A 16,687-nucleotide genomic window follows, 5' to 3' on the forward strand; every position below is an offset into this window, starting at 1 on the left:
ACGTCGGCGAAGGTATAGCGGCCGAGATTGCGCAGCGGCTCCGCGATCAGAAACAGGATCATCGGGAAGCCGACGAGAAAGCCGATCGCGTAGATCATGCCGTCATAGCCAGATGTGTAGACCAGCGCCGTAACACCTAGGAACGTCGCGGCCGAGGTATAGTCGCCCGCGATCGCGAGTCCGTTCTGGACGCCTTTTAGTCCGCCGCCGGCGGCATAGAAGTCCTTTGCCGTATGCGTGCCGCGTCCCGCCGCCCACCATGTGATCGCGAGACTCACGGCTGCGAAACCAAGGAACATGGCGATCGCCGTGACGTTCAGCGATTGCCGCGCACCGACCGCGCCAGTCAGCACATCGGCCGCCGCAGAATTGGAAACAAGGGCAAATGCGGTCGCAAAAAGGGCCCCGCAGGCCGAACGCGAAATCATCGGAAATCCTCCATCAGAACTTGGCTGAGCCGATCGAAACGGGTATTGGCCCGTCGGACGTAGAGGGCCGTGAGCAGGAAGCCGAACGCGATCAGACTAATGCCGATCAGGACGCCCCAGGTGATCACGGTACCGCTCCAGAGCGGATGTCCGAGCAGGCGGGGCCAGAATGCGATGGTCAGTATTGTAGGCGAAGTACGCGGTCGCCATGACGATCGACATGCTTACGCTGAAGCGCGTGCGCTCGCTTGCGAGCTGTCTGAACGCCGGATTGTTCTGAATGGCTTGCAGGTCCATTGATTGGTCGTCCTCCCTCCTTGAATTATTGAATTCGGTTACGCAGCGATTCCGACCGAGACGGCGGTCTCCGCCATCACCGCCTCAGCGCTGCGGTGGCGTTCCGCCATTGCTCGCTCTTCGGGGGTGGCGATCTGTGCCTGCATGTAGGCGCCAAGATCGCGCGCGCGCCGCACGACAGCCGCTCCGAACGAAAGCCGGGTCGATTCGAATTTCGCGAGCGCGGCGGAAAACTCTTGAGGATGGGCCCGCAGTGCGTCGACCAGCGCCGCCGCGTCCTCCGCTGCCTTCGTTACTCCCATTCCGACGTGGGGTCTGGCAACGAAGGCCGCGTCGCCCAGGATCACAGTTCGGGATCCGAGCGCCATACGCGGCGTCTCGAGATCCAGGATGGCCTGTATGAACGGCTGGCGAGTGAGGCGGACGACCTCGGCGAACTGCGGCGCGAGCAGGCGCTCCGCTTCCCGTCGCATTGAGGCGATGACGTCCGGACGAATCCGGGGCGGCGGAATGGACAGTTCGTGCCGGACGCCGTCTATGTCGGTCAGGAGATCGGCAAGCCCGTGCTCGGAGTCGGCCGGACGGTACCAAACGAAATTGAACCGCCTCTCGCCGACATCCATCTCTTCATTGGCGCCCGCTACGGGATAGCCGAGCATCTGCTCCCCCGGAGGCAGGCTGAAGGCGAACCAGTCGCACAATTCCGCTCGGGTCCGGGGCGAAAGGTCGCGTTCATCGACGAGGCCTCGCCATGCGACGTATCCGGCGTATCTTGGACGGACATCCGGAGCGAGCCGCGCCCGGACGCACGAAAATATACCGTCCGCGCCAATCAGCAGATCGCCCGAGGCCTCGGAGCCGTCTGAGAAGCGCGCCAGCACGCGGTCGCCGGTCTCCGCAACGTCCACCAGATTTTTGCCGTGATGATAGTTCTCTCCCGGAAGGGCCGCCCTCAGAAGCCCGTAGAGATGACCCCACGACGTGAGAACCTGACGCAACTCACGCTCGCCTTCGATGCGGCCGGTGCGATCAAGCACGCGCCGCCCTGGAACAGCAACTCCAACGGCGGCCGCCTCAGTGTCGATGCCGGCCCTTGCCAACACCTCGAACAGTTCGCGATGCGTGACGATCCCGGCGCCTCGCCCAGCCAGTTCGGCGCCGATGCGTTCGTATATGTCGACTTTCCATCCTTGACGGCGCAGCAGCAATGCCGCGAACAGCCCGGCCATGGATCCGCCGATCACTAGTGCCCTCGGCTGTGCTTCCTGCGTCCGGCGATCTTTGGTCATCAAGCAGCCTCCCCTTCGGCGCGCGGTTGGACCGGCCTCCAGTTATTTATCGCTTGATCAATTATGTGCCCGGCATTGATCCACGTCAACTATTATTTATCAAATGATAAACAACTTGGTGAGAGTGGCCGCGGGATCGGCTGGGACGGCAAATCAGTGTATGAAGTTGAAGATTCTGCACTCAAACCCACGAATCCGGTGTGAAGAAGCCCAGCAGAGCGCGTCCCAGAGCGCCTATCCGAGAGCAGCAAAGGCTGGACCCGTCCGAGCGGGAAAGCATCATCGCGCGAGAGGCGGTCTCATTCTTCGCCGAGTTCGGATTCGAGGGGCAGACCCGCGAGCTAGCGAGACGGCTGCGAATCACCCAACCCCTGCTTTATCGCTACTTCCCAAGCAAGGATGCCCTCATCGAGCGGGTCTATCAGGAAGTTTTCGTCGAGCGATGGAAGCCCTCATGGGAGAAGATCATCACCGATCGCTCGGTTCCCCTCAAGACCAGGCTGATCCAGTTCTATCGCGAGTACGCCGAGGTCATTCTCACGTACGAGTGGATCCGCCTGTTCATGTTTGCGGGCTTGAAGGATCTTGGATTGAACGCGCGCTATCTCAAGATGCTGCGCGAACGCGCGTTCGAGAAGCTGATCGAGGAGATCAGGTTCGAGTACGGGCGTCCCTCGACCCGTGACCTCCCGATCACCGTTCTCGAAATCGAGATGGTGTGGGGCCTTCACGCGGCCATCTTCTATCTCGGAGTACGCAAGTTCATCTATTCGATGCCGCTCGAAACGGACGTCAATTCGATCATTGACGCGAAGGTGATGACGTTCCTCGGCGGCATCCGCCCTGTTCTGCCGGCGGAGACTGCGACCTAGGTCCGGTAGCTGGATCCACCTCCGCTCCGTCGACGCGCTACGGACGCGGTTCAAAATCCTTGGCCAATGGTTGCTTTGCGCGGCCTCCGTCGAGCGAACGGATCGCTTCGGGCGAAATCGAGAGAGCATCCTGCGCCAACTAAGCGTCCATCGCTTTTTTGATGCGCGCAGGCGTAATCGGAAGTTGGTAGAACCGAACGCCCGTTGCATCCCTGATTGCGTTGGCGAGCGCGGCTCCCGTTGGTCCTTGCGCAGCCTCGGCGACGCCGTAGAAGGCATCGCCCGGCCGGTCCACCAGGTGGACTTCCACCGTTCCCGGGACGCTGTCGAACCGCACGATCGGATAGGCCGACCAGTCCACGGACGTGACGCGGGTTCGGTCGAACGTCACCCGCTCGAAGAGCGTCCAGCTCGTCGCCTGCAAAATGCCGCCTTCGATCTGGTTGCGGACGCCGTCCGGGTTCACGATCTGCCCGGTGTCCACCGCCGCCACGACCCTGCGGACGCGAACCGCGCCGTTCAGCCGGATAACCTCGACCTCGACAGCCACTGCGCACCAAGCCTCCAGATTCTTGTAGCGCGCGAAGCCGATCCCGAAGCCGATATTTTCCGAAGACTTTACCCGTGCGGTCCACCCGAAACGCGAGGCCGCCGATTCAATAACGGCGCGCGCGCGTGGATCTTCCATGTGCCGAAGACGAAATGCCACGGGATCCTGATTCGAGCGGACGGCCAATTCGTCCAGGACAGCCTCGATCGAGAAGACGTTGAGATAGGCGCCCAAGGAACGCATGGACGAACCGCGCAAGGGCATGTCGGGAACGAAATGACTGACCACGCGGCAGTTCGCGATCGCGTAGAGCGGAATCGCGTTCCGGTCGCCGCCGCCTTCCGGCTGCGCAAGCGCGACGGGTGGCGCGGGCGGAAAGGGGTCCGACTTCAGTCGGGCGGCAATCAGCGTCCCCGGCGGGCCGGGCCGCATCATGTGCGACTGGCTCCAAACTTCGTGGTGCCAATCGGCGATCGCGCCGTCGGCGCCGACTGTCGCCTTCAGCTTGACCACCATGCCCGGCCCGAACGGATCCCATGCGTGCTCCTGTTCGCGCATCAGTTGGACCCTGACCGGCCGCCCGGGCACCGCGACGGCGAGTATCGCCGCGTCGGCCGCAACGTCATCGGCACCGTTGTGGCCGTAGCATCCGGCGCCTTCCGCATGGACGCAGCGCACGTTCTCGGCGGGCATCCGCAGCATGCCGGCGATCGCATCCCGAAGGAAGAACACACCTTGGGTATGGGTCCAAAGCGTGAGCTTTCCTTCCTCGAGTTGCGCAAGCGCGCACGACGGTCCGATTGATCCATGCGTGAGATAGGGCCTGCTGAAGGTGCCTTCGACCAGGATCCCCGGCGCGCCGGGATTTCCGGTGCCGTGAATCGTCGTGTCGCGCGATGGCAGATTCATCAGTGCGGCCGGCAGATCCGCCTCGTCCGGCAGTGCCTCGCGCTCGATCCAATTCGTCGTGGCCGCAAGAGTTCGCATTCCCTGCACTGCGGCCCACTCGCGTTCCGCGATTACGCCGAGGAAATTGCCGTCCCGCACGACCTTGACGATCCCGGCCATCCGCTCGACCCGCGCGACGTCGCAGTCCCGCAACGTAGCGCCATAACTCGGCGGGCGAACGACACGACCGTGCAGCATCCCTTCGGGGCGCAGATCGTGGACGTACGCCGCTCCACCCGTCACCTTGGCCGGAATATCGACCCTTGGAACGGGCCGACTCATCACGGCGAAGTCTGCCGGCGAGGTCAGGCGCGACGTCTGACCGGCGTCGACCGACAGCAATTGATCGCGAACCAATTCACCATAGCCGAGGCGCTTGCCATCGGTCCCGAACACCTCGCCGCCACGTACCTGCAGCGAGGCGGCGGACATGCCGAGTCTGCGAGCCGCTTCGTCCCGGAGTAGTTCGCGCGCTTGCGCCGCCGCATTCCGAATCGCGGTGCCGGAGTCCTGCATCGAATGGCTGGCGGCGGTGTAGCCTTCATTGGGCGTCCGCGCCGTGTCGGCCGTGACCAGCGATAACCGCTCTAGCGGCAACTTCAGCTCCTCCGCCGCGACCTGAAGAAGCGCTGTTTTAAGGCCCTGTCCAAGCTCGGCCTTTCCGGTGAGGATCGTCGCGGCACCGGACGCGTCGATGCGGATCCACGCGTCGATCCTCGGAGTGTCGTCGAGGCTTCCTGGCAGGCCGTGCTTCGAGGGACTTCCGCCCGTGCCGGTTTCGGTCTGTGCGTGCGTCCCGGAGAGCCGGAAGGCGACGATGAGCGCGCCGGCGCCGGCCAGAACGCTGCGCCGAGAGACAGCCTGCATCATCGAGCTGTCCTCGCCTCAACTGTCTTTGGCCGCATCTCTTCTGCGGCGCGCCGGATCGCACGCAGGATGCGCATGTGCGTTCCGCATCGGCAAAGATGAGGTTGCAATTCCGCTTCGATCGACTCGTCGGTGGCGTGCGGATCGCGATTGAGCAATGCCTGGGCGCGCATCATCATGCCGGGAATGCAGTATCCGCATTGTGCGGCCTGTTCGGCGATGAAGGCGCGCTGCATCGGGCCAGGAGCGTCCCGGCTCCCGATTCCTTCCAGCGTGGTGACCGTCCGTCCCTCCAATACCATCACCGGCGTCACGCAGGAGAACACAGCCTTGCCATCCACAATGACCGTGCAAGCTCCGCATTGGCCAAGCCCGCACCCGAATTTCGCCGCGTTCAGTCCAAGCTCGTCCCTGAGGACGTAGAGTAGCGGCGTGTCGGGACTAGCCTCGATGGTACGGCTGTCGCCGTTGACGATCAGGGTTGTCATGGCGTCTCACCGAGCCTCCTGTGTCTTTTTCGGTCTGAACTCACCGGCCGCCTCTCGCTTCCGCAACCGCCTTGGTCAACCCATCCCATTGCTGCTTTCCCGCAAACCGGGTGCGCAAATAGCTGGCGAGATCGGAGACCTGCCGGTCGTCAAGGACATCGCCGAAACCGGGCATGATGGGATGCGCGGACGCGCCGGCAGCTGCCGGTATCCCCCGCACCACCAGATTGATCAGGTTAACGGGCGTCGCGTCTGCGACCGCGGTGGAGAGATCGAGTCTCAAGCCGCCGAGCGGCAAGGGTCTGTCGCCATCGTGGCACGACGCGCAGACCGTGGCGTAGATGGCACCGCCCGGCTCGGACGGGATGGCCGGCGTCGCCGCCTGAGCGCCGGCGGCCTGCGAGAATCGCCCGGGGCCCGAAGCTGCCCGCTCCGCATCATTCCGTCCCTCTCCTTTGCCTAGAGAGGCGAGATAGTGGGCCATTGCGCCGACGTCCGCGGGATCGACGTGGGACAAATTGTCGACCACGTTCGCCATAGGCCCCTGAGCGGTCCCATGCAGGGGATGCGAGCCACGTGCGAGATAGTCCGCGAGGGCGGCTTCGTCCCATGCGACTGGCGATAGTGAGCCTCGCCCGAGCGCATAGGCGCGCCAGCCTTCGGCCTCGCCGCCTGCGAAACCGGCCGATTTCATTTCCGCGCCGAGAAGATTTCGAGGGGAATGGCAGGCGCCGCAGTGGCCCAGTCCGTCGACCAGATACTTGCCCCTGTTCCATTTCTCGTCCTTCGACGGATCGGCGACGAAACGCGCCCGACGGAGGAAGAGAAGCTTCCAGCCGGCCAACGTCAGACGGACGTTGAGGGGAAAGGGAAGCTCGTTCGGTGGTGCCGACGACTTGACCGGATCGAGCGACATGAAGAAGGCGTACAACGCCTTCGTATCGTCGTCCGACACACGCGTGAAATGGTCATACGGAAAAGCTGGATAGAGGTGGCGTCCTTCGCGATCGACACCGGACCGCAGAGCGCGAATGAACGCCTGCTCCGACCATCGCCCGATGCCCGTCTCCGGATCTGGCGTGATGTTGGTGGAGTAGATCGTTCCGAAGGGCGTCGGCATCGCAAGCCCTCCGGCGTATGGGGGGCCGCCGGGCGCGGTATGGCATGTGGCGCAGTCGCCAAGGAGGGCAAGGCTCGCTCCGCGGCGCACCACGGCACGATCCAGTGCGCCGAGCGACCTCGGATCGATCGGAGCAATCGATGATTCCCAAGCATATAGAAGTGCAGCCGTCCCACCGAATGTTCCGATGGCAAGCAGTGCGAGCAGAACGAACCTGAGCTTCATCGCCCTCCCCTCCAGGATGCGATCGCCATATCAAGCAGGTCCGGGCCTCATCTTTTCAGTTTCATGCGCGACTTGCACAAACCCCCGATCACAGTTCGACGAGCCAATCCAAAGCGTGCGTACGGAATCCAATACGTGCGTTCATCCGCAACGTAAGAATCGATCAAGACTCTCACGTCTGAAAAGCGAACGTGCAGCCGAGGTGCGGTCGCAGCGACCGCCAACATCGTCGCGGTCGCGCCGATGAAGCACACGCTCATGGGAGCCATCCATTTTCGAGGATATCTTGCTATTTATCGATTGATAATTAACTCTCGATCCTGCTTGAGGTCAAGAGCCGGGCGCATCGAACCGAGACTGCGTGCCGACGAAACGAGGATTTGCCGCCATGTCGACGTCAACGATTGCGACGGACCAACAGGTCCCCGAACTCACGCGCGCACGCACGTTCGCTATGACGGTCTGCGCGGGGATCGCGGTCGCGAACATCTATTATAACCAGCCCCTGCTGGGCCTGATCGAGGCGAGCTACCCGAATTCCTCGGCAATCGGTCTCATTCCCACGGCCACGCAATTCGGCTACGCCGTCGGCCTCCTGTTCCTGGTGCCCCTAGGAGATCTGGTCGAAAGGCGACGCCTCATCGCCGCGCAGTTCGTCGTTCTGGCAGCGGCTCTCGCATTCGCGGCGATCGCCCCGTCTACGTTCGCGTTGATTGCGGCGTCGCTCATGCTGGGTGTGGCGGCCACCGTGGCCCAACAGCTCGTCCCGTTTGCCGCAACGCTTGCCGACGACCGGACCAGAGGCGCGGCAGTCGGAACGGTGGTCAGCGGAATCCTGGGCGGCATTCTCCTCAGCCGCACGATAGCCGGTTTCGTCGGGTCGCACTTCGGATGGCGCGAGATGTTCTGGCTCGGCGCGCCTTTGGCGCTCGGCGCCGCCGCGCTGGTCCGTCTGATCCTACCGCGCCACCATGCGACGCAACGTATCGGATACCCTGCCGCGCTGCGCTCGCTCGTCCACCTGCTCGTCGAGGAGCCGGCGCTTCGACTGGCCGCAGCGACGCAAGCAATGCTGTTCGCCTCCTTCATCGCCTTCTGGACCGTCCTGTCTCTTCACCTTCGAGAACCCGCCTTCGGACTCGGACCGGAGATCGCCGGTCTGTTCGGCGTCATCGGCGCGTCGGGCATCCTCGCTGCGCCTCTCGCTGGTCGCGTAGCCGACAAGCGGGGACCCCATCTGGTTATTGCGATCGCTGCCGCCATATCCGTTTCCTCTTGGATCGCCTTCGCGGGCTGGAACGCCATCGCCGGACTGGTGGTCGGGGTGGTGTTGCTCGACGTGGGCGTGAACGCCGCGCTCGTTTCGAATCAACATCTGATCTTCGCACTCCGTCCGGAGGCCCGAAGCAGGCTGAATACCGTGTTCATGACGGCGATGTTCGTCGGCGGTTCGCTCGGGTCCCTCGGGGCAAGTTGGGCGTACGCGCATCTGTCCTGGCTCGGTGTCTGCGGCTACGGGGCAGCGCTGGCGGCGGCGGGTCTGCTCGTGCAGCTGCCGACACTTTCCTCACGGACCGGCAAGGCATCGCGTCACTGACGCTCTGACCCCATTCGGAGGTTGCAAGACATGCGCATCGGGGCACGCGAAAGTCGACGTCGCGCTCTCTAGCGCCAAGCGGCTGCAGCTCGAATACGGGAACGCTCTCTACCAATACAGTCTTGCGCCGGGCAATCGCTGGTCGGGCGAAAGAAGCAGCGACTAACTCGACCCGACTCGGCGAACGATCCTTCAAGGAGTGTGAAACATGACAAGTCTCTTCGATCCGGTGTCCCTGGGCGATCTCGATCTCGCGAACAGGATCGTGATGGCCCCGATGACGCGCTCGCGCGCCGACCAGCGCGGCGTCATTAATCCCTCTGCGTCGGATTACTACGCAGCGCGGGCGAGCGCCGGCCTCATCATAACCGAAGGCGTGAACGTGGGACCGATGTCCCGCGCCTTCGACCGGACGCCCGGTCTTTGGACGGAGGAACAGACCGAAGGATGGAAAGCGGCTGTCGATCGGATCCACGAAGCAGGTGGGCGCGTCGTCGCGCAGCTCTGGCACGGCGGGCGGGCGAGCGCGCGTGGCCTGCTGTCCGACAAACAACCGCTATCTCCGTCGGGCGTGAATGACGATCTGGATCGGCTGCAGGTATGGGCGCTCCTCGCCAACGACGCGTACGTGCGGATCGCTGCTACGTCGTCGCGCGCAATGACCCCTGAGGAGATCCAGGGTGTCGTGAGCGAATTCCGACTAGCGGCCGCCAACGCCGTGCGCGCGGGGTTCGACGGGGTCGAGATCCACGGCGCCAATGGTTATCTGATCCACCAGTTTCTGTCCCCGACGATTAACCTGCGAACCGACGACTATGGCGGGAGTGCCGAAAGACGATCCAGGTTGCTTCTGGAAATCGTCGCGGCGATTTCCGATGTCGTGCCGCGTTCACGGATAGGACTGCGGCTATCGCCCTTCGCCGACTACAACAGCGTTCGGGATCCGAAACCGAAGGATACCTATGGCCAACTCGCAAATTGGCTGGGAACTGCCGGGCTTGCATATCTACACCTTGCCGACACCAACGCCTGGACCGGTGCGCCCGACTACGAAAGGATGCTGTCGATATTCCGTGAACACTATCGCGGCCCCCTCATCGTCAATGCGGGCATCACCCCCGAGCATGCCGCGCGGATCGTCGATTCCGGAGAGGCGGACGCGGTCGCCTTCGGCCGTCTCTTTCTCGCAAATCCGGACCTTCCGGCGCGAATTCGAGTTGGCGGCCCCTACAACTCGCCGCAGCCGTTCGGGGTATATGGCGGTTCGGATTCCGGATATCTCGACTATCCGACACTCGACACTGGCAGCAGAGAGACCGCGGAGCGAGCTTAGTGCTGGCCGAACCGCCGAACTGGCAGGCCAGCGCATCCATTAGCCCGCCATCCCGTACACGGACATCCGGGCGGAGACGCCCCGCAACTGGTGCTCACCGAGATGCTCGGCATCCTGAGAGAGATGTCGGGCGACGGCTTCCGTCATGAGCAAGTCCCGGCCTATAATCTTGGTGAGCGCTTCCACGCGGCAGGCCTCATTGACGGCCGCGCCGATGACCGTGAAGTCAAGGCGGTCTGGAGCGCCGATATTGCCGAAAAAGACCTCACCTTCGTGAAGGACGATGCCTGCCCGCAGCAAGGCGCGGCCTTCGGCGTCGGATGCGATACGGATGTTCCGATTGGCGGCTTCGAGTCTGGCAATCGCCTCCCTCGCCGCCGAGACGGCCGCGCGCGACGCTTCGGCGGCTCCGACCGTCACCGGAAAGACGGCGAGCATTCCGTCGCCGATGAATTTGAGAATTTCGCCGCCGTGAGCGGCCACGGCGCTCACCATCGCCTCGAAGTAAGCGTTGAGCAGCACTAGCATGTCGGCCGGGGCCAGTACGTCCGACATTTTCGTGAAGTTTCGGAGATCCGAGACCCAAATCACGGCGCGGATCGAGTCTCCTGCGCCGCGTTTGATCGCGCCTTCGAGCACCTTAGCGGCGGCGCCGTAACCAAGGTAGGCGCCCAGCGCGTTTTCGGAGATCTTCAACTCGCTGTGCCGTTGCACGTGCAAGGCGAATAGTTTGAAGAGGCGGGTCAGGGCATCTATCTCCGCCTCGGCGAAACCGCCGGCCGCTTTCGTCGCGATGGTGATCACGTTACGTGTATCCAGACCAGATAAGGGAATCGCCACGTAATCGGTCATGCCGGCAGCCGCGAGTTCGATCATGATGGGAAATTCCGCCTGCGCCGACGGCTGATTCGGCGTTCGTCGGATCGTCTCGCCGGTCTCCACAATGCGCTGCAGCGGATTGAGCTTGTAGGCATCGGAGTCGACCGCAGCGTCACCGACCCGCACCTCGTCGCAGAAACCATCCTCAGCGTTCCAGACCCACGCGAACCCCGCGAGCTGGGGGTGGAGCGTGCCGATGTGCAGGGTTAGTCGATCGACCGAAGAGCGGGCGGCCATCATCCGATGGATCAGCTTGACGAGGAGCTCGATCATCTGCCTCTCGGCAGATGCCTCTTCCAGCAGCCAGTTTTCGACCTCGACGAAAGTGTCCGCGCTGCCGGCGGCGACAGCGATCGGGCCGGCTCTTCGCACGAACGATACCGACGGGGGATAGGATCGAGGCGACGGATCGGAAGTCTCGGAAGCCATTTCAGTTCCCTCGCTTATCGACTTCACGGCCGAAGCGTTCGACGAGGAAATCGATGAAGAGCCGCACCTTCACTGACAGGTGTCTGGTCGGTGGATAGACCGCGTACAACGTAAGCGGCGGCGCCCAAAAGTCGTTCAATATCGCCTTCAATCGTCCCTGCTGGAGTGCCTCTCCGGCGATGAACTCGGGTATCAACGCCACGCCCCTTCCCTTGACGGCGACGTCGCGCAGCACCTCCGCGTTGTTGACGCATAGAGACCAGGCGGGCTGGATCCAGTGCTCCCCATCCGCGCCGGTCAGCTTCCACTGATTGCCGGTGAGCAGGAAACCATAGGTCAGCGAGACGTGATCACGGAGGTCTTGCGGGTGATGGGGCGTACCGTGCCGCTTGAGATAGTCCGGCGAAGCACAGACCACTCTCGGCATCGGCGTAATCTTCCGGGCGATCAAACTCGACGATTCGAGCTCGGCAATCCGGAGTGTCACATCGAATCCATCCTGGACCGGATCGACGAGGTCGTCGCTCAGCACAAGCTGAAGCTGCATCTCCGGATATTTGGTCATGAAGTCGGCGATTGCCGGCCCCAGTCTGATCGTGCCGAAGGACATCGGTGCATTGACGCGCAGGAGGCCGCGCGGCGTCGACTGCAAATGCGCAACCGCCTGATCGGCGGCATCGAGCTCAGAGAGGATCACCAGCGCCCGCTCAAAATAGAGCTGACCGTTCTCGTTCGGACTCGCGTGTCTGGTCGTGCGGTTCAGAAGCTGCACGCCAAGACTCTCTTCCAGTTCCGCGACGTATTTGCTGACGGCGGACCTGGACAGGCGCAACTGGCGGCCCGCCTCGGAAAAACTCCCGGTTTCCACCACCTTCGCGAAGGCCTTCAGGCAGGCCAACTTGTCCATGTCAGACCCCGATTGTCGCCAATTTGTAGACAGAGATGCCACAAGAGCATGGATTGTTCTCTATTCAAAGCCATCCGACATGTCGGGGCAGAGCCAAGCGGCTCTTTCGAACCCAGAGGGCAAGATGTCAGGCATCCATCACGTCACCGCCATCGCAGGCGACCCGCGGAAGAACTTCGGCTTCTACACGCGGGATCTCGGCCTGCGTTTCGTCAAGAAGACGGTCAATTTCGACGATCCGGCCACCTACCATTTCTATTATGGAGACGAGGCCGGCCGGCCAGGCACGATCCTCACCTTCTTCCCCTGGGAAGGGGCTCCGGAGGGACGCCGCGGCGTCGGCGAAACCCATCAAACCACTTTCCGTGTCCCGCAGGGCTCGCTCGGTTACTGGACGCAGCGCTTCCTGGAAAAGGGCATCAAGTTCGAGGCGCTCGAAAAGCGCTTCGGCGAATCCGTGCTCGCCTTCTCTGACCCGGACGGCATGGCGCTTGCGCTCGTCGGTATCCCCGGCGCCGAGGACGAACCGGCATGGAGCAACGGCGACGTACCGGCGGAGCATGCAATCCGCGGCTTCCAGGGCGTCACTCTCCTGCTCGACGACGCGACTAGGACCGCCAGGGTTCTTACCGGCGTGTTCGGCTTCCGCGAGACCGCGCGGGAGGGCTCCGTAATCCGGTTCAAGGCGCCGGGCGACGCGCAGGGAAACGTGGTCGACATCTATGAGGCGAAAGGCTTTCTGCGCGGCAGGCAGGGCCGCGGCTCGGTGCACCACATCGCATTCCGTGCCAAGGACGACGCCGAACAGGGGGACATGGCCGAGAAGCTCATCAGCAATCATGGACTGCATCCCACCGAACAGAAGGATCGCAATTACTTCCGATCGATCTACTTCCGGGAGCCGGGCGGCGTCCTGTTCGAGATCGCGACGGATATTCCAGGGTTTGCGGTGGACGAACCGGTCGAAACGCTCGGCCGCGACCTGAAACTGCCGAGCTTCCTCGAGCCGCACCGCAAGGAAATCGAGGGTGTTCTGCCCGAGCTTCAAGGAGCCGCGTCATGACCACAAGGCCTCCATTCACGTATCGCTTCGAACCTGGCGGTCGGACGGGCGCGCCGCCCTTGCTGCTCCTTCACGGCACGGGCGGCGACGAGAACGATCTGCTGCAACTCGGTGCCATGATCTCGCCAGGCTCCCCGCTCCTGTCGCCTCGCGGCCGCGTTCTCGAGAACGGGATGCCGCGCTTCTTTCGCCGCCTCGCCGAAGGCGTCTTCGACGAGGAAGACGTCCGCCATCGCGCGCTCGAACTCGGGGAATTCGTCCAGTACGCCCGCGACCGGTATGGCATCGATGCGCCTCTCGCCGTGGGCTACTCGAACGGCGCCAACATTGCCGCCGCACTCCTACTGGTGAAACCACAAGCCCTGTCCGGAGCCGTTCTGCTTCGCGCCATGGTCCCGCTGACAGACCCTCCAGATGCGAAGCTCGAAGGGAAGCCGGTCCTGATCCTGTCTGGACAGCACGACCCCATCGTGCCAGGCGACAATGCCGCCGCACTGGCGGATATGCTGTCGACGGCCGGAGCCGGGGTCGACCGTCGCGTGCTCCCTGTCGGCCATCAGCTTTCGCAAGCCGACGTCGCGCTCGCCCGCACTTGGGTAGCCGAAACGAAACACCAAGCCATGGTCTCCTGACGATCTTGCGTGAGCTACGAGGCGCCCCGGTCCACCGGACGGGGCGCCTCGGCGCGACTACGCTCTGGGCCGCGTGCATTCGTACAGAAACCAGGTCCGCCGTTCGGCCTCGTCGATCCAGTTTTCGATGAGGCTCGTCGACGCCACGTCGTTGTGCTCTTCGCACACCGCGTGCGCCTCACGCAGCAAGGTCGTCATCCGCTTGTTGTCGTCCAGGAGCTCGGCGAGCATATCCTCGGGAGTCACGTAGGCCGCGTCATTGTCCAGAAGCCGCTGAATGCGGTTGATGTGACCGATCGATCGGATCGTCGTGCCACCAAGTTTGCGAACGCGCTCGGCGATGACGTCGGTCGTCGCGAATATCTGATCGCCCTGCTCGTCGAGCAGCAGGTGGTAGTCGCGAAAATGAGGGCCCGACATGTGCCAATGGAAGTTCTTGGTCTTGAGATAGAGCGCAAACATGTCGGCCAACAGCCCGGTGAGAGCCGCGGAGATGTCGGTCGTCGCGTTGTCGCCGAGGTCCGACGGTGTCCGGAGCGGCGTCAGGCGCGTTGCTTCGGGTGAAAGGTCCTGCATCTTAGTCTCCTGGTGCTGGTCAAAAAGCTCGAAATTCGCCGTCACGACCCTTTGCCGCTCCCGTCCCATCACTTGGGCTCGGCGGCCGCCAGCAAGACGGCTGGCGCGGCGATCAACGGTGGGATGACGAAACACCACGTCCCGAGCTTCGCGTAGAGAATTGCGCCGGCGGCGCAACCCAGGGCAAATGCCGTCACGCTTGCGGCCATCTTGCCGAGACGCGGCCTGGCCACCGTCAGTACCGAGACGGGCGCGCCCCGTATGACGTCGGCGACGTCGATCATGATCTGGGTGGTGGTGCCTGTCATGAGAGTGCTCGGGGGCTCCGTCCCCATGTGGATGCGATGCGCGGCGTTCTGAATGGCCATCGCCGCGACCAGGATCATGCCGGTGCAGATCGCCTGCCAGCTATCGCCTTGGACGAATGGTCCGAAGCGGACCGCGCAGACCGCGCCAATTGCCAGCAGCAGCACCTTGAGGGCGAGCATCGAGCGAAAGATCGGCAATCCAATCACAGGCAGAAAGAAGCTGAAGACCCGAGTGCCGATCACGACCAGGCAGAAGACCGGCAGCGCCAGCAGTTTCGCGAGGGCACCGGACGTGCCGAGCACCATGGCCGCGCCGAACGTGACGAAATTGCCGGTAACGTGCGCAGTGAACAATCCCTGGAGCGCGAGGAAAGCTGCCGTGTCGACGAAACCGGCATTCAGACTCATCAAGAGCGGAAGGAGGAGTATGTGCCGCGGCATCTCACCATCCGTACTGAAGTTGGACGCCGAGGTAGTTGCTGGTGTGCCCGCCGGCACGGATGATCGTGTCGCCGACGTCGAAATGCACCGCCTCGATGGCTCCTGTCAGATGGTCGTTGAAGGCATAGTCGACCCGGAGTTGTCCGTATGCACCGGTCCAATTGCTCCCGTTGCCCGCGGTCCCCGCTATCGGCACATTCGGCTGGACGTAGATCGCGTCGGCCGTCGTTTCACGCCATTGCAGGCCGATGGCGCCCATCACCTTCAATCCGTTCGCCGGACTGACGGTGATTGACGGCTTGAGGTGCACCAGGTTCACGTAGCCGGTGTAGCCGGCGAGCGTGAAGTAGTATCCGTTCGGAAACAGCGGGTTGAAGGTCCCCAGCGTTCCGTCTCCGGGATGATGGTCGCCGGATGCGGCATCGACCTGCAGGCCGACACGCGGCTGCCAGGGTATGCTGACGAAGGTGTAGCCCGTCCGCGCGCCGACGGCCCAGGCCTGAATGTCCTTCGCGCCCACTTGGCCCACCTGCCCCATGGCCTCAAGATCCCAATCGAGGTGCTGCGCGTTGCCCGCGAAGCGGAGGTCAAAGACATGCCGGTGCTCGGCCCCGAGGGCATCCAGATATTTGGCGTTGCTGCGTTCGTAGAGCGAATAGTAGCCGGACAGTTCCTTGTCGCCGAGTACCTTGCGTTCGACCCTCAGCGTGCTGAATCTGAAGCTATCGTTGGACGTGTCGTCGAACGGCTGCCCATCGAAGTATTGCACGGGACGGCTGACGAAGCCGATGAAGCGCCAGGGACCAGTTTCCCAGTCCGCCCACAACGCATCGAACGACTGCCGGACGTTGGGCCCGTCCCGCGACGATACGAAGCGCTGCAGGTCGAAGGCAAAATCCTGTCGCCCGGCACGCGCCTTCAAGGTACCGCCCGAGAACGTGTTGACGTATTCGACGAAGGCCAGACGAAGGTCTAGCCTGTCCTGATCGACCGAAGTGACGTTGAACTTGTGAAAGGCCCGATCGTCCTCCAACTGGACGAACGCACGCCAGTTTTCGTTGAAGTGGATGTCGGCATGGACCTGCAGCCGTTGCAGGAAGTAGCTATCGGATGGCGTGTTGCCGGTGCCGAAGCCGGCCGCGTTGTTGCTCTCGAAGCGCTCCCGCAACGTGGCGCCCAGCGAAATGTAGCTCTTAGGATCGGTGGCCCAAAGCGGAATGTACTTGAGCTCGTCGAACGGCTCGGTACGCAGTCTCGGATCGGCCAGAACCGACCAGTCCTCCGCCCAGCGGTTTGCTTGAATAGCGGGTCGTTTCGGAAGCGTCGCGTCTCCATCATCCGCGAGCGCGTGGTCGATACCGGCGCCAAACGTGGCAAGTACGAGCAAAATCCAGGAGCTCCGCAGACCGGCCAGATCCGACATCGACAGTCATTACCC

At 63.1% G+C, this 16,687-nt stretch carries 16 protein-coding genes; 5 read left to right on the plus strand and 11 right to left on the minus strand.

The window, feature by feature from the left end:
• The 3 genes from FNJ47_RS06250 to FNJ47_RS06260 form a co-directional block, all read right to left on the minus strand.
• Window positions 1–428, minus strand: a 428-nt coding sequence (locus tag FNJ47_RS06250) for a sodium:solute symporter family transporter (RefSeq protein ID WP_430649355.1), incomplete at its 3' end; no start/stop codon positions are given.
• Entirely contained in the window at window positions 425–556 is a 132-nt protein-coding gene (locus tag FNJ47_RS51050; RefSeq protein WP_347341619.1) for a DUF485 domain-containing protein, read from the minus strand. The genes FNJ47_RS51050 and FNJ47_RS06250, both read right to left, overlap by 4 nt.
• A gap of 207 nt (window positions 557–763) precedes the next feature.
• The gene (locus FNJ47_RS06260; RefSeq protein WP_163151708.1) at window positions 764–2,014 is read right to left on the minus strand and encodes an FAD binding domain-containing protein; all 1,251 of its coding nucleotides are present in this window, start codon (window positions 2,012–2,014) and stop codon (window positions 764–766) included.
• A gap of 200 nt (window positions 2,015–2,214) precedes the next feature.
• Between FNJ47_RS06260 and FNJ47_RS06265 the strand changes: the two genes are divergently transcribed.
• Complete coding sequence (locus FNJ47_RS06265; RefSeq protein WP_163151710.1) at window positions 2,215–2,886, plus strand: TetR family transcriptional regulator; 672 nt, start codon at window positions 2,215–2,217, stop codon at window positions 2,884–2,886.
• 139 nt (window positions 2,887–3,025) lie between these two features.
• Here FNJ47_RS06265 and FNJ47_RS06270 read toward each other — a convergent pair whose 3' ends face one another.
• The 3 genes from FNJ47_RS06270 to FNJ47_RS06280 are packed head-to-tail and all read right to left on the minus strand — an operon-like array spanning window position 3,026 to window position 7,084.
• A complete protein-coding gene (locus FNJ47_RS06270) occupies window positions 3,026–5,254 on the minus strand; it encodes a xanthine dehydrogenase family protein molybdopterin-binding subunit (RefSeq protein WP_163151712.1) in 2,229 nt (742 codons plus the stop codon).
• On the minus strand, window positions 5,251–5,739 hold the full coding sequence (locus FNJ47_RS06275) for a (2Fe-2S)-binding protein (RefSeq protein WP_163151714.1): 489 nt from the start codon (window positions 5,737–5,739) through the stop codon (window positions 5,251–5,253). The genes FNJ47_RS06270 and FNJ47_RS06275 overlap by 4 nt, the downstream gene beginning before the upstream one ends.
• A gap of 40 nt (window positions 5,740–5,779) precedes the next feature.
• Window positions 5,780–7,084 carry a c-type cytochrome gene (locus FNJ47_RS06280; protein ID WP_163151716.1) on the minus strand — a complete coding sequence of 435 codons (1,305 nt, stop codon included), beginning with the start codon at window positions 7,082–7,084 and terminating at the stop codon, window positions 5,780–5,782.
• A 388-nt stretch (window positions 7,085–7,472) separates the two neighbouring features.
• Here FNJ47_RS06280 and FNJ47_RS06285 point away from each other — a divergent pair, with 388 nt between their 5' ends.
• Window positions 7,473–8,681, plus strand: a complete 1,209-nt coding sequence (locus FNJ47_RS06285) for an MFS transporter (RefSeq protein ID WP_163151719.1) — start codon at window positions 7,473–7,475, stop codon at window positions 8,679–8,681.
• Window positions 8,682–8,889: 208 nt separating this feature from the next.
• The gene (locus tag FNJ47_RS06290) at window positions 8,890–10,014 is read left to right on the plus strand and encodes an alkene reductase (RefSeq protein WP_163151721.1); all 1,125 of its coding nucleotides are present in this window, start codon (window positions 8,890–8,892) and stop codon (window positions 10,012–10,014) included.
• 39 nt (window positions 10,015–10,053) lie between these two features.
• Here the strand turns inward: FNJ47_RS06290 and FNJ47_RS06295 are convergent, their stop codons facing one another.
• Both FNJ47_RS06295 and FNJ47_RS06300 read right to left on the minus strand, forming a co-directional pair.
• Entirely contained in the window at window positions 10,054–11,322 is a 1,269-nt protein-coding gene (locus tag FNJ47_RS06295) for an adenylate/guanylate cyclase domain-containing protein (protein ID WP_163151723.1), read from the minus strand.
• A gap of 1 nt (window position 11,323) precedes the next feature.
• On the minus strand, window positions 11,324–12,229 hold the full coding sequence (locus FNJ47_RS06300) for a LysR family transcriptional regulator (RefSeq protein ID WP_163151725.1): 906 nt from the start codon (window positions 12,227–12,229) through the stop codon (window positions 11,324–11,326).
• 124 nt (window positions 12,230–12,353) lie between these two features.
• On the opposite strand from FNJ47_RS06300, the gene FNJ47_RS06305 reads away from it, so the two are divergent.
• Together FNJ47_RS06305 and FNJ47_RS06310 are read left to right on the plus strand one after the other, a co-directional pair.
• Window positions 12,354–13,292 (plus strand): ring-cleaving dioxygenase, encoded by a 939-nt coding sequence (locus FNJ47_RS06305; RefSeq protein ID WP_163151727.1) that lies wholly within the window; start codon window positions 12,354–12,356, stop codon window positions 13,290–13,292.
• The gene (locus tag FNJ47_RS06310) at window positions 13,289–13,924 is read left to right on the plus strand and encodes an alpha/beta hydrolase (RefSeq protein WP_163151729.1); all 636 of its coding nucleotides are present in this window, start codon (window positions 13,289–13,291) and stop codon (window positions 13,922–13,924) included. Before FNJ47_RS06305 ends, FNJ47_RS06310 begins: the two co-directional genes overlap by 4 nt.
• A gap of 57 nt (window positions 13,925–13,981) precedes the next feature.
• Here the strand turns inward: FNJ47_RS06310 and FNJ47_RS06315 are convergent, their stop codons facing one another.
• The 3 genes from FNJ47_RS06315 to FNJ47_RS06325 form a co-directional block, all read right to left on the minus strand.
• The gene (locus tag FNJ47_RS06315) at window positions 13,982–14,500 is read right to left on the minus strand and encodes a Dps family protein (RefSeq protein WP_163151808.1); all 519 of its coding nucleotides are present in this window, start codon (window positions 14,498–14,500) and stop codon (window positions 13,982–13,984) included.
• Between the two features lie 68 nt (window positions 14,501–14,568).
• Complete coding sequence (locus tag FNJ47_RS06320; RefSeq protein WP_163151731.1) at window positions 14,569–15,249, minus strand: YoaK family protein; 681 nt, start codon at window positions 15,247–15,249, stop codon at window positions 14,569–14,571.
• 1 nt (window position 15,250) lies between these two features.
• On the minus strand, window positions 15,251–16,672 hold the full coding sequence (locus tag FNJ47_RS06325) for an alginate export family protein (RefSeq protein ID WP_163151734.1): 1,422 nt from the start codon (window positions 16,670–16,672) through the stop codon (window positions 15,251–15,253).
• Window positions 16,673–16,687 lie beyond the last annotated feature (15 nt).

Source organism: Bradyrhizobium uaiense, assembly GCF_010811875.1.
GTDB classification, from domain to species: Bacteria; Pseudomonadota; Alphaproteobacteria; order Rhizobiales; family Xanthobacteraceae; genus Bradyrhizobium; species Bradyrhizobium uaiense.

Excerpts from the sequence above, each read along its gene's own strand:
- FNJ47_RS06260 (WP_163151708.1), bottom strand. The coding sequence starts at position 2,014 with ATGACCAAAGATCGCCGGACGCAGGAAGCACAGCCGAGGGCACTAGTG.
- FNJ47_RS06270 (WP_163151712.1), bottom strand. The coding sequence starts at position 5,254 with ATGATGCAGGCTGTCTCTCGGCGCAGCGTTCTGGCCGGCGCCGGCGCG.
- FNJ47_RS06275 (WP_163151714.1), bottom strand. The coding sequence starts at position 5,739 with ATGACAACCCTGATCGTCAACGGCGACAGCCGTACCATCGAGGCTAGT.
- FNJ47_RS06280 (WP_163151716.1), bottom strand. The coding sequence starts at position 7,084 with ATGAAGCTCAGGTTCGTTCTGCTCGCACTGCTTGCCATCGGAACATTC.
- FNJ47_RS06285 (WP_163151719.1), top strand. The coding sequence starts at position 7,473 with ATGTCGACGTCAACGATTGCGACGGACCAACAGGTCCCCGAACTCACG.
- FNJ47_RS06290 (WP_163151721.1), top strand. The coding sequence starts at position 8,890 with ATGACAAGTCTCTTCGATCCGGTGTCCCTGGGCGATCTCGATCTCGCG.
- FNJ47_RS06295 (WP_163151723.1), bottom strand. The coding sequence starts at position 11,322 with ATGGCTTCCGAGACTTCCGATCCGTCGCCTCGATCCTATCCCCCGTCG.
- FNJ47_RS06300 (WP_163151725.1), bottom strand. The coding sequence starts at position 12,229 with ATGGACAAGTTGGCCTGCCTGAAGGCCTTCGCGAAGGTGGTGGAAACC.
- FNJ47_RS06305 (WP_163151727.1), top strand. The coding sequence starts at position 12,354 with ATGTCAGGCATCCATCACGTCACCGCCATCGCAGGCGACCCGCGGAAG.
- FNJ47_RS06310 (WP_163151729.1), top strand. The coding sequence starts at position 13,289 with ATGACCACAAGGCCTCCATTCACGTATCGCTTCGAACCTGGCGGTCGG.
- FNJ47_RS06315 (WP_163151808.1), bottom strand. The coding sequence starts at position 14,500 with ATGCAGGACCTTTCACCCGAAGCAACGCGCCTGACGCCGCTCCGGACA.
- FNJ47_RS06320 (WP_163151731.1), bottom strand. The coding sequence starts at position 15,249 with ATGCCGCGGCACATACTCCTCCTTCCGCTCTTGATGAGTCTGAATGCC.
- FNJ47_RS06325 (WP_163151734.1), bottom strand. The coding sequence starts at position 16,672 with ATGTCGGATCTGGCCGGTCTGCGGAGCTCCTGGATTTTGCTCGTACTT.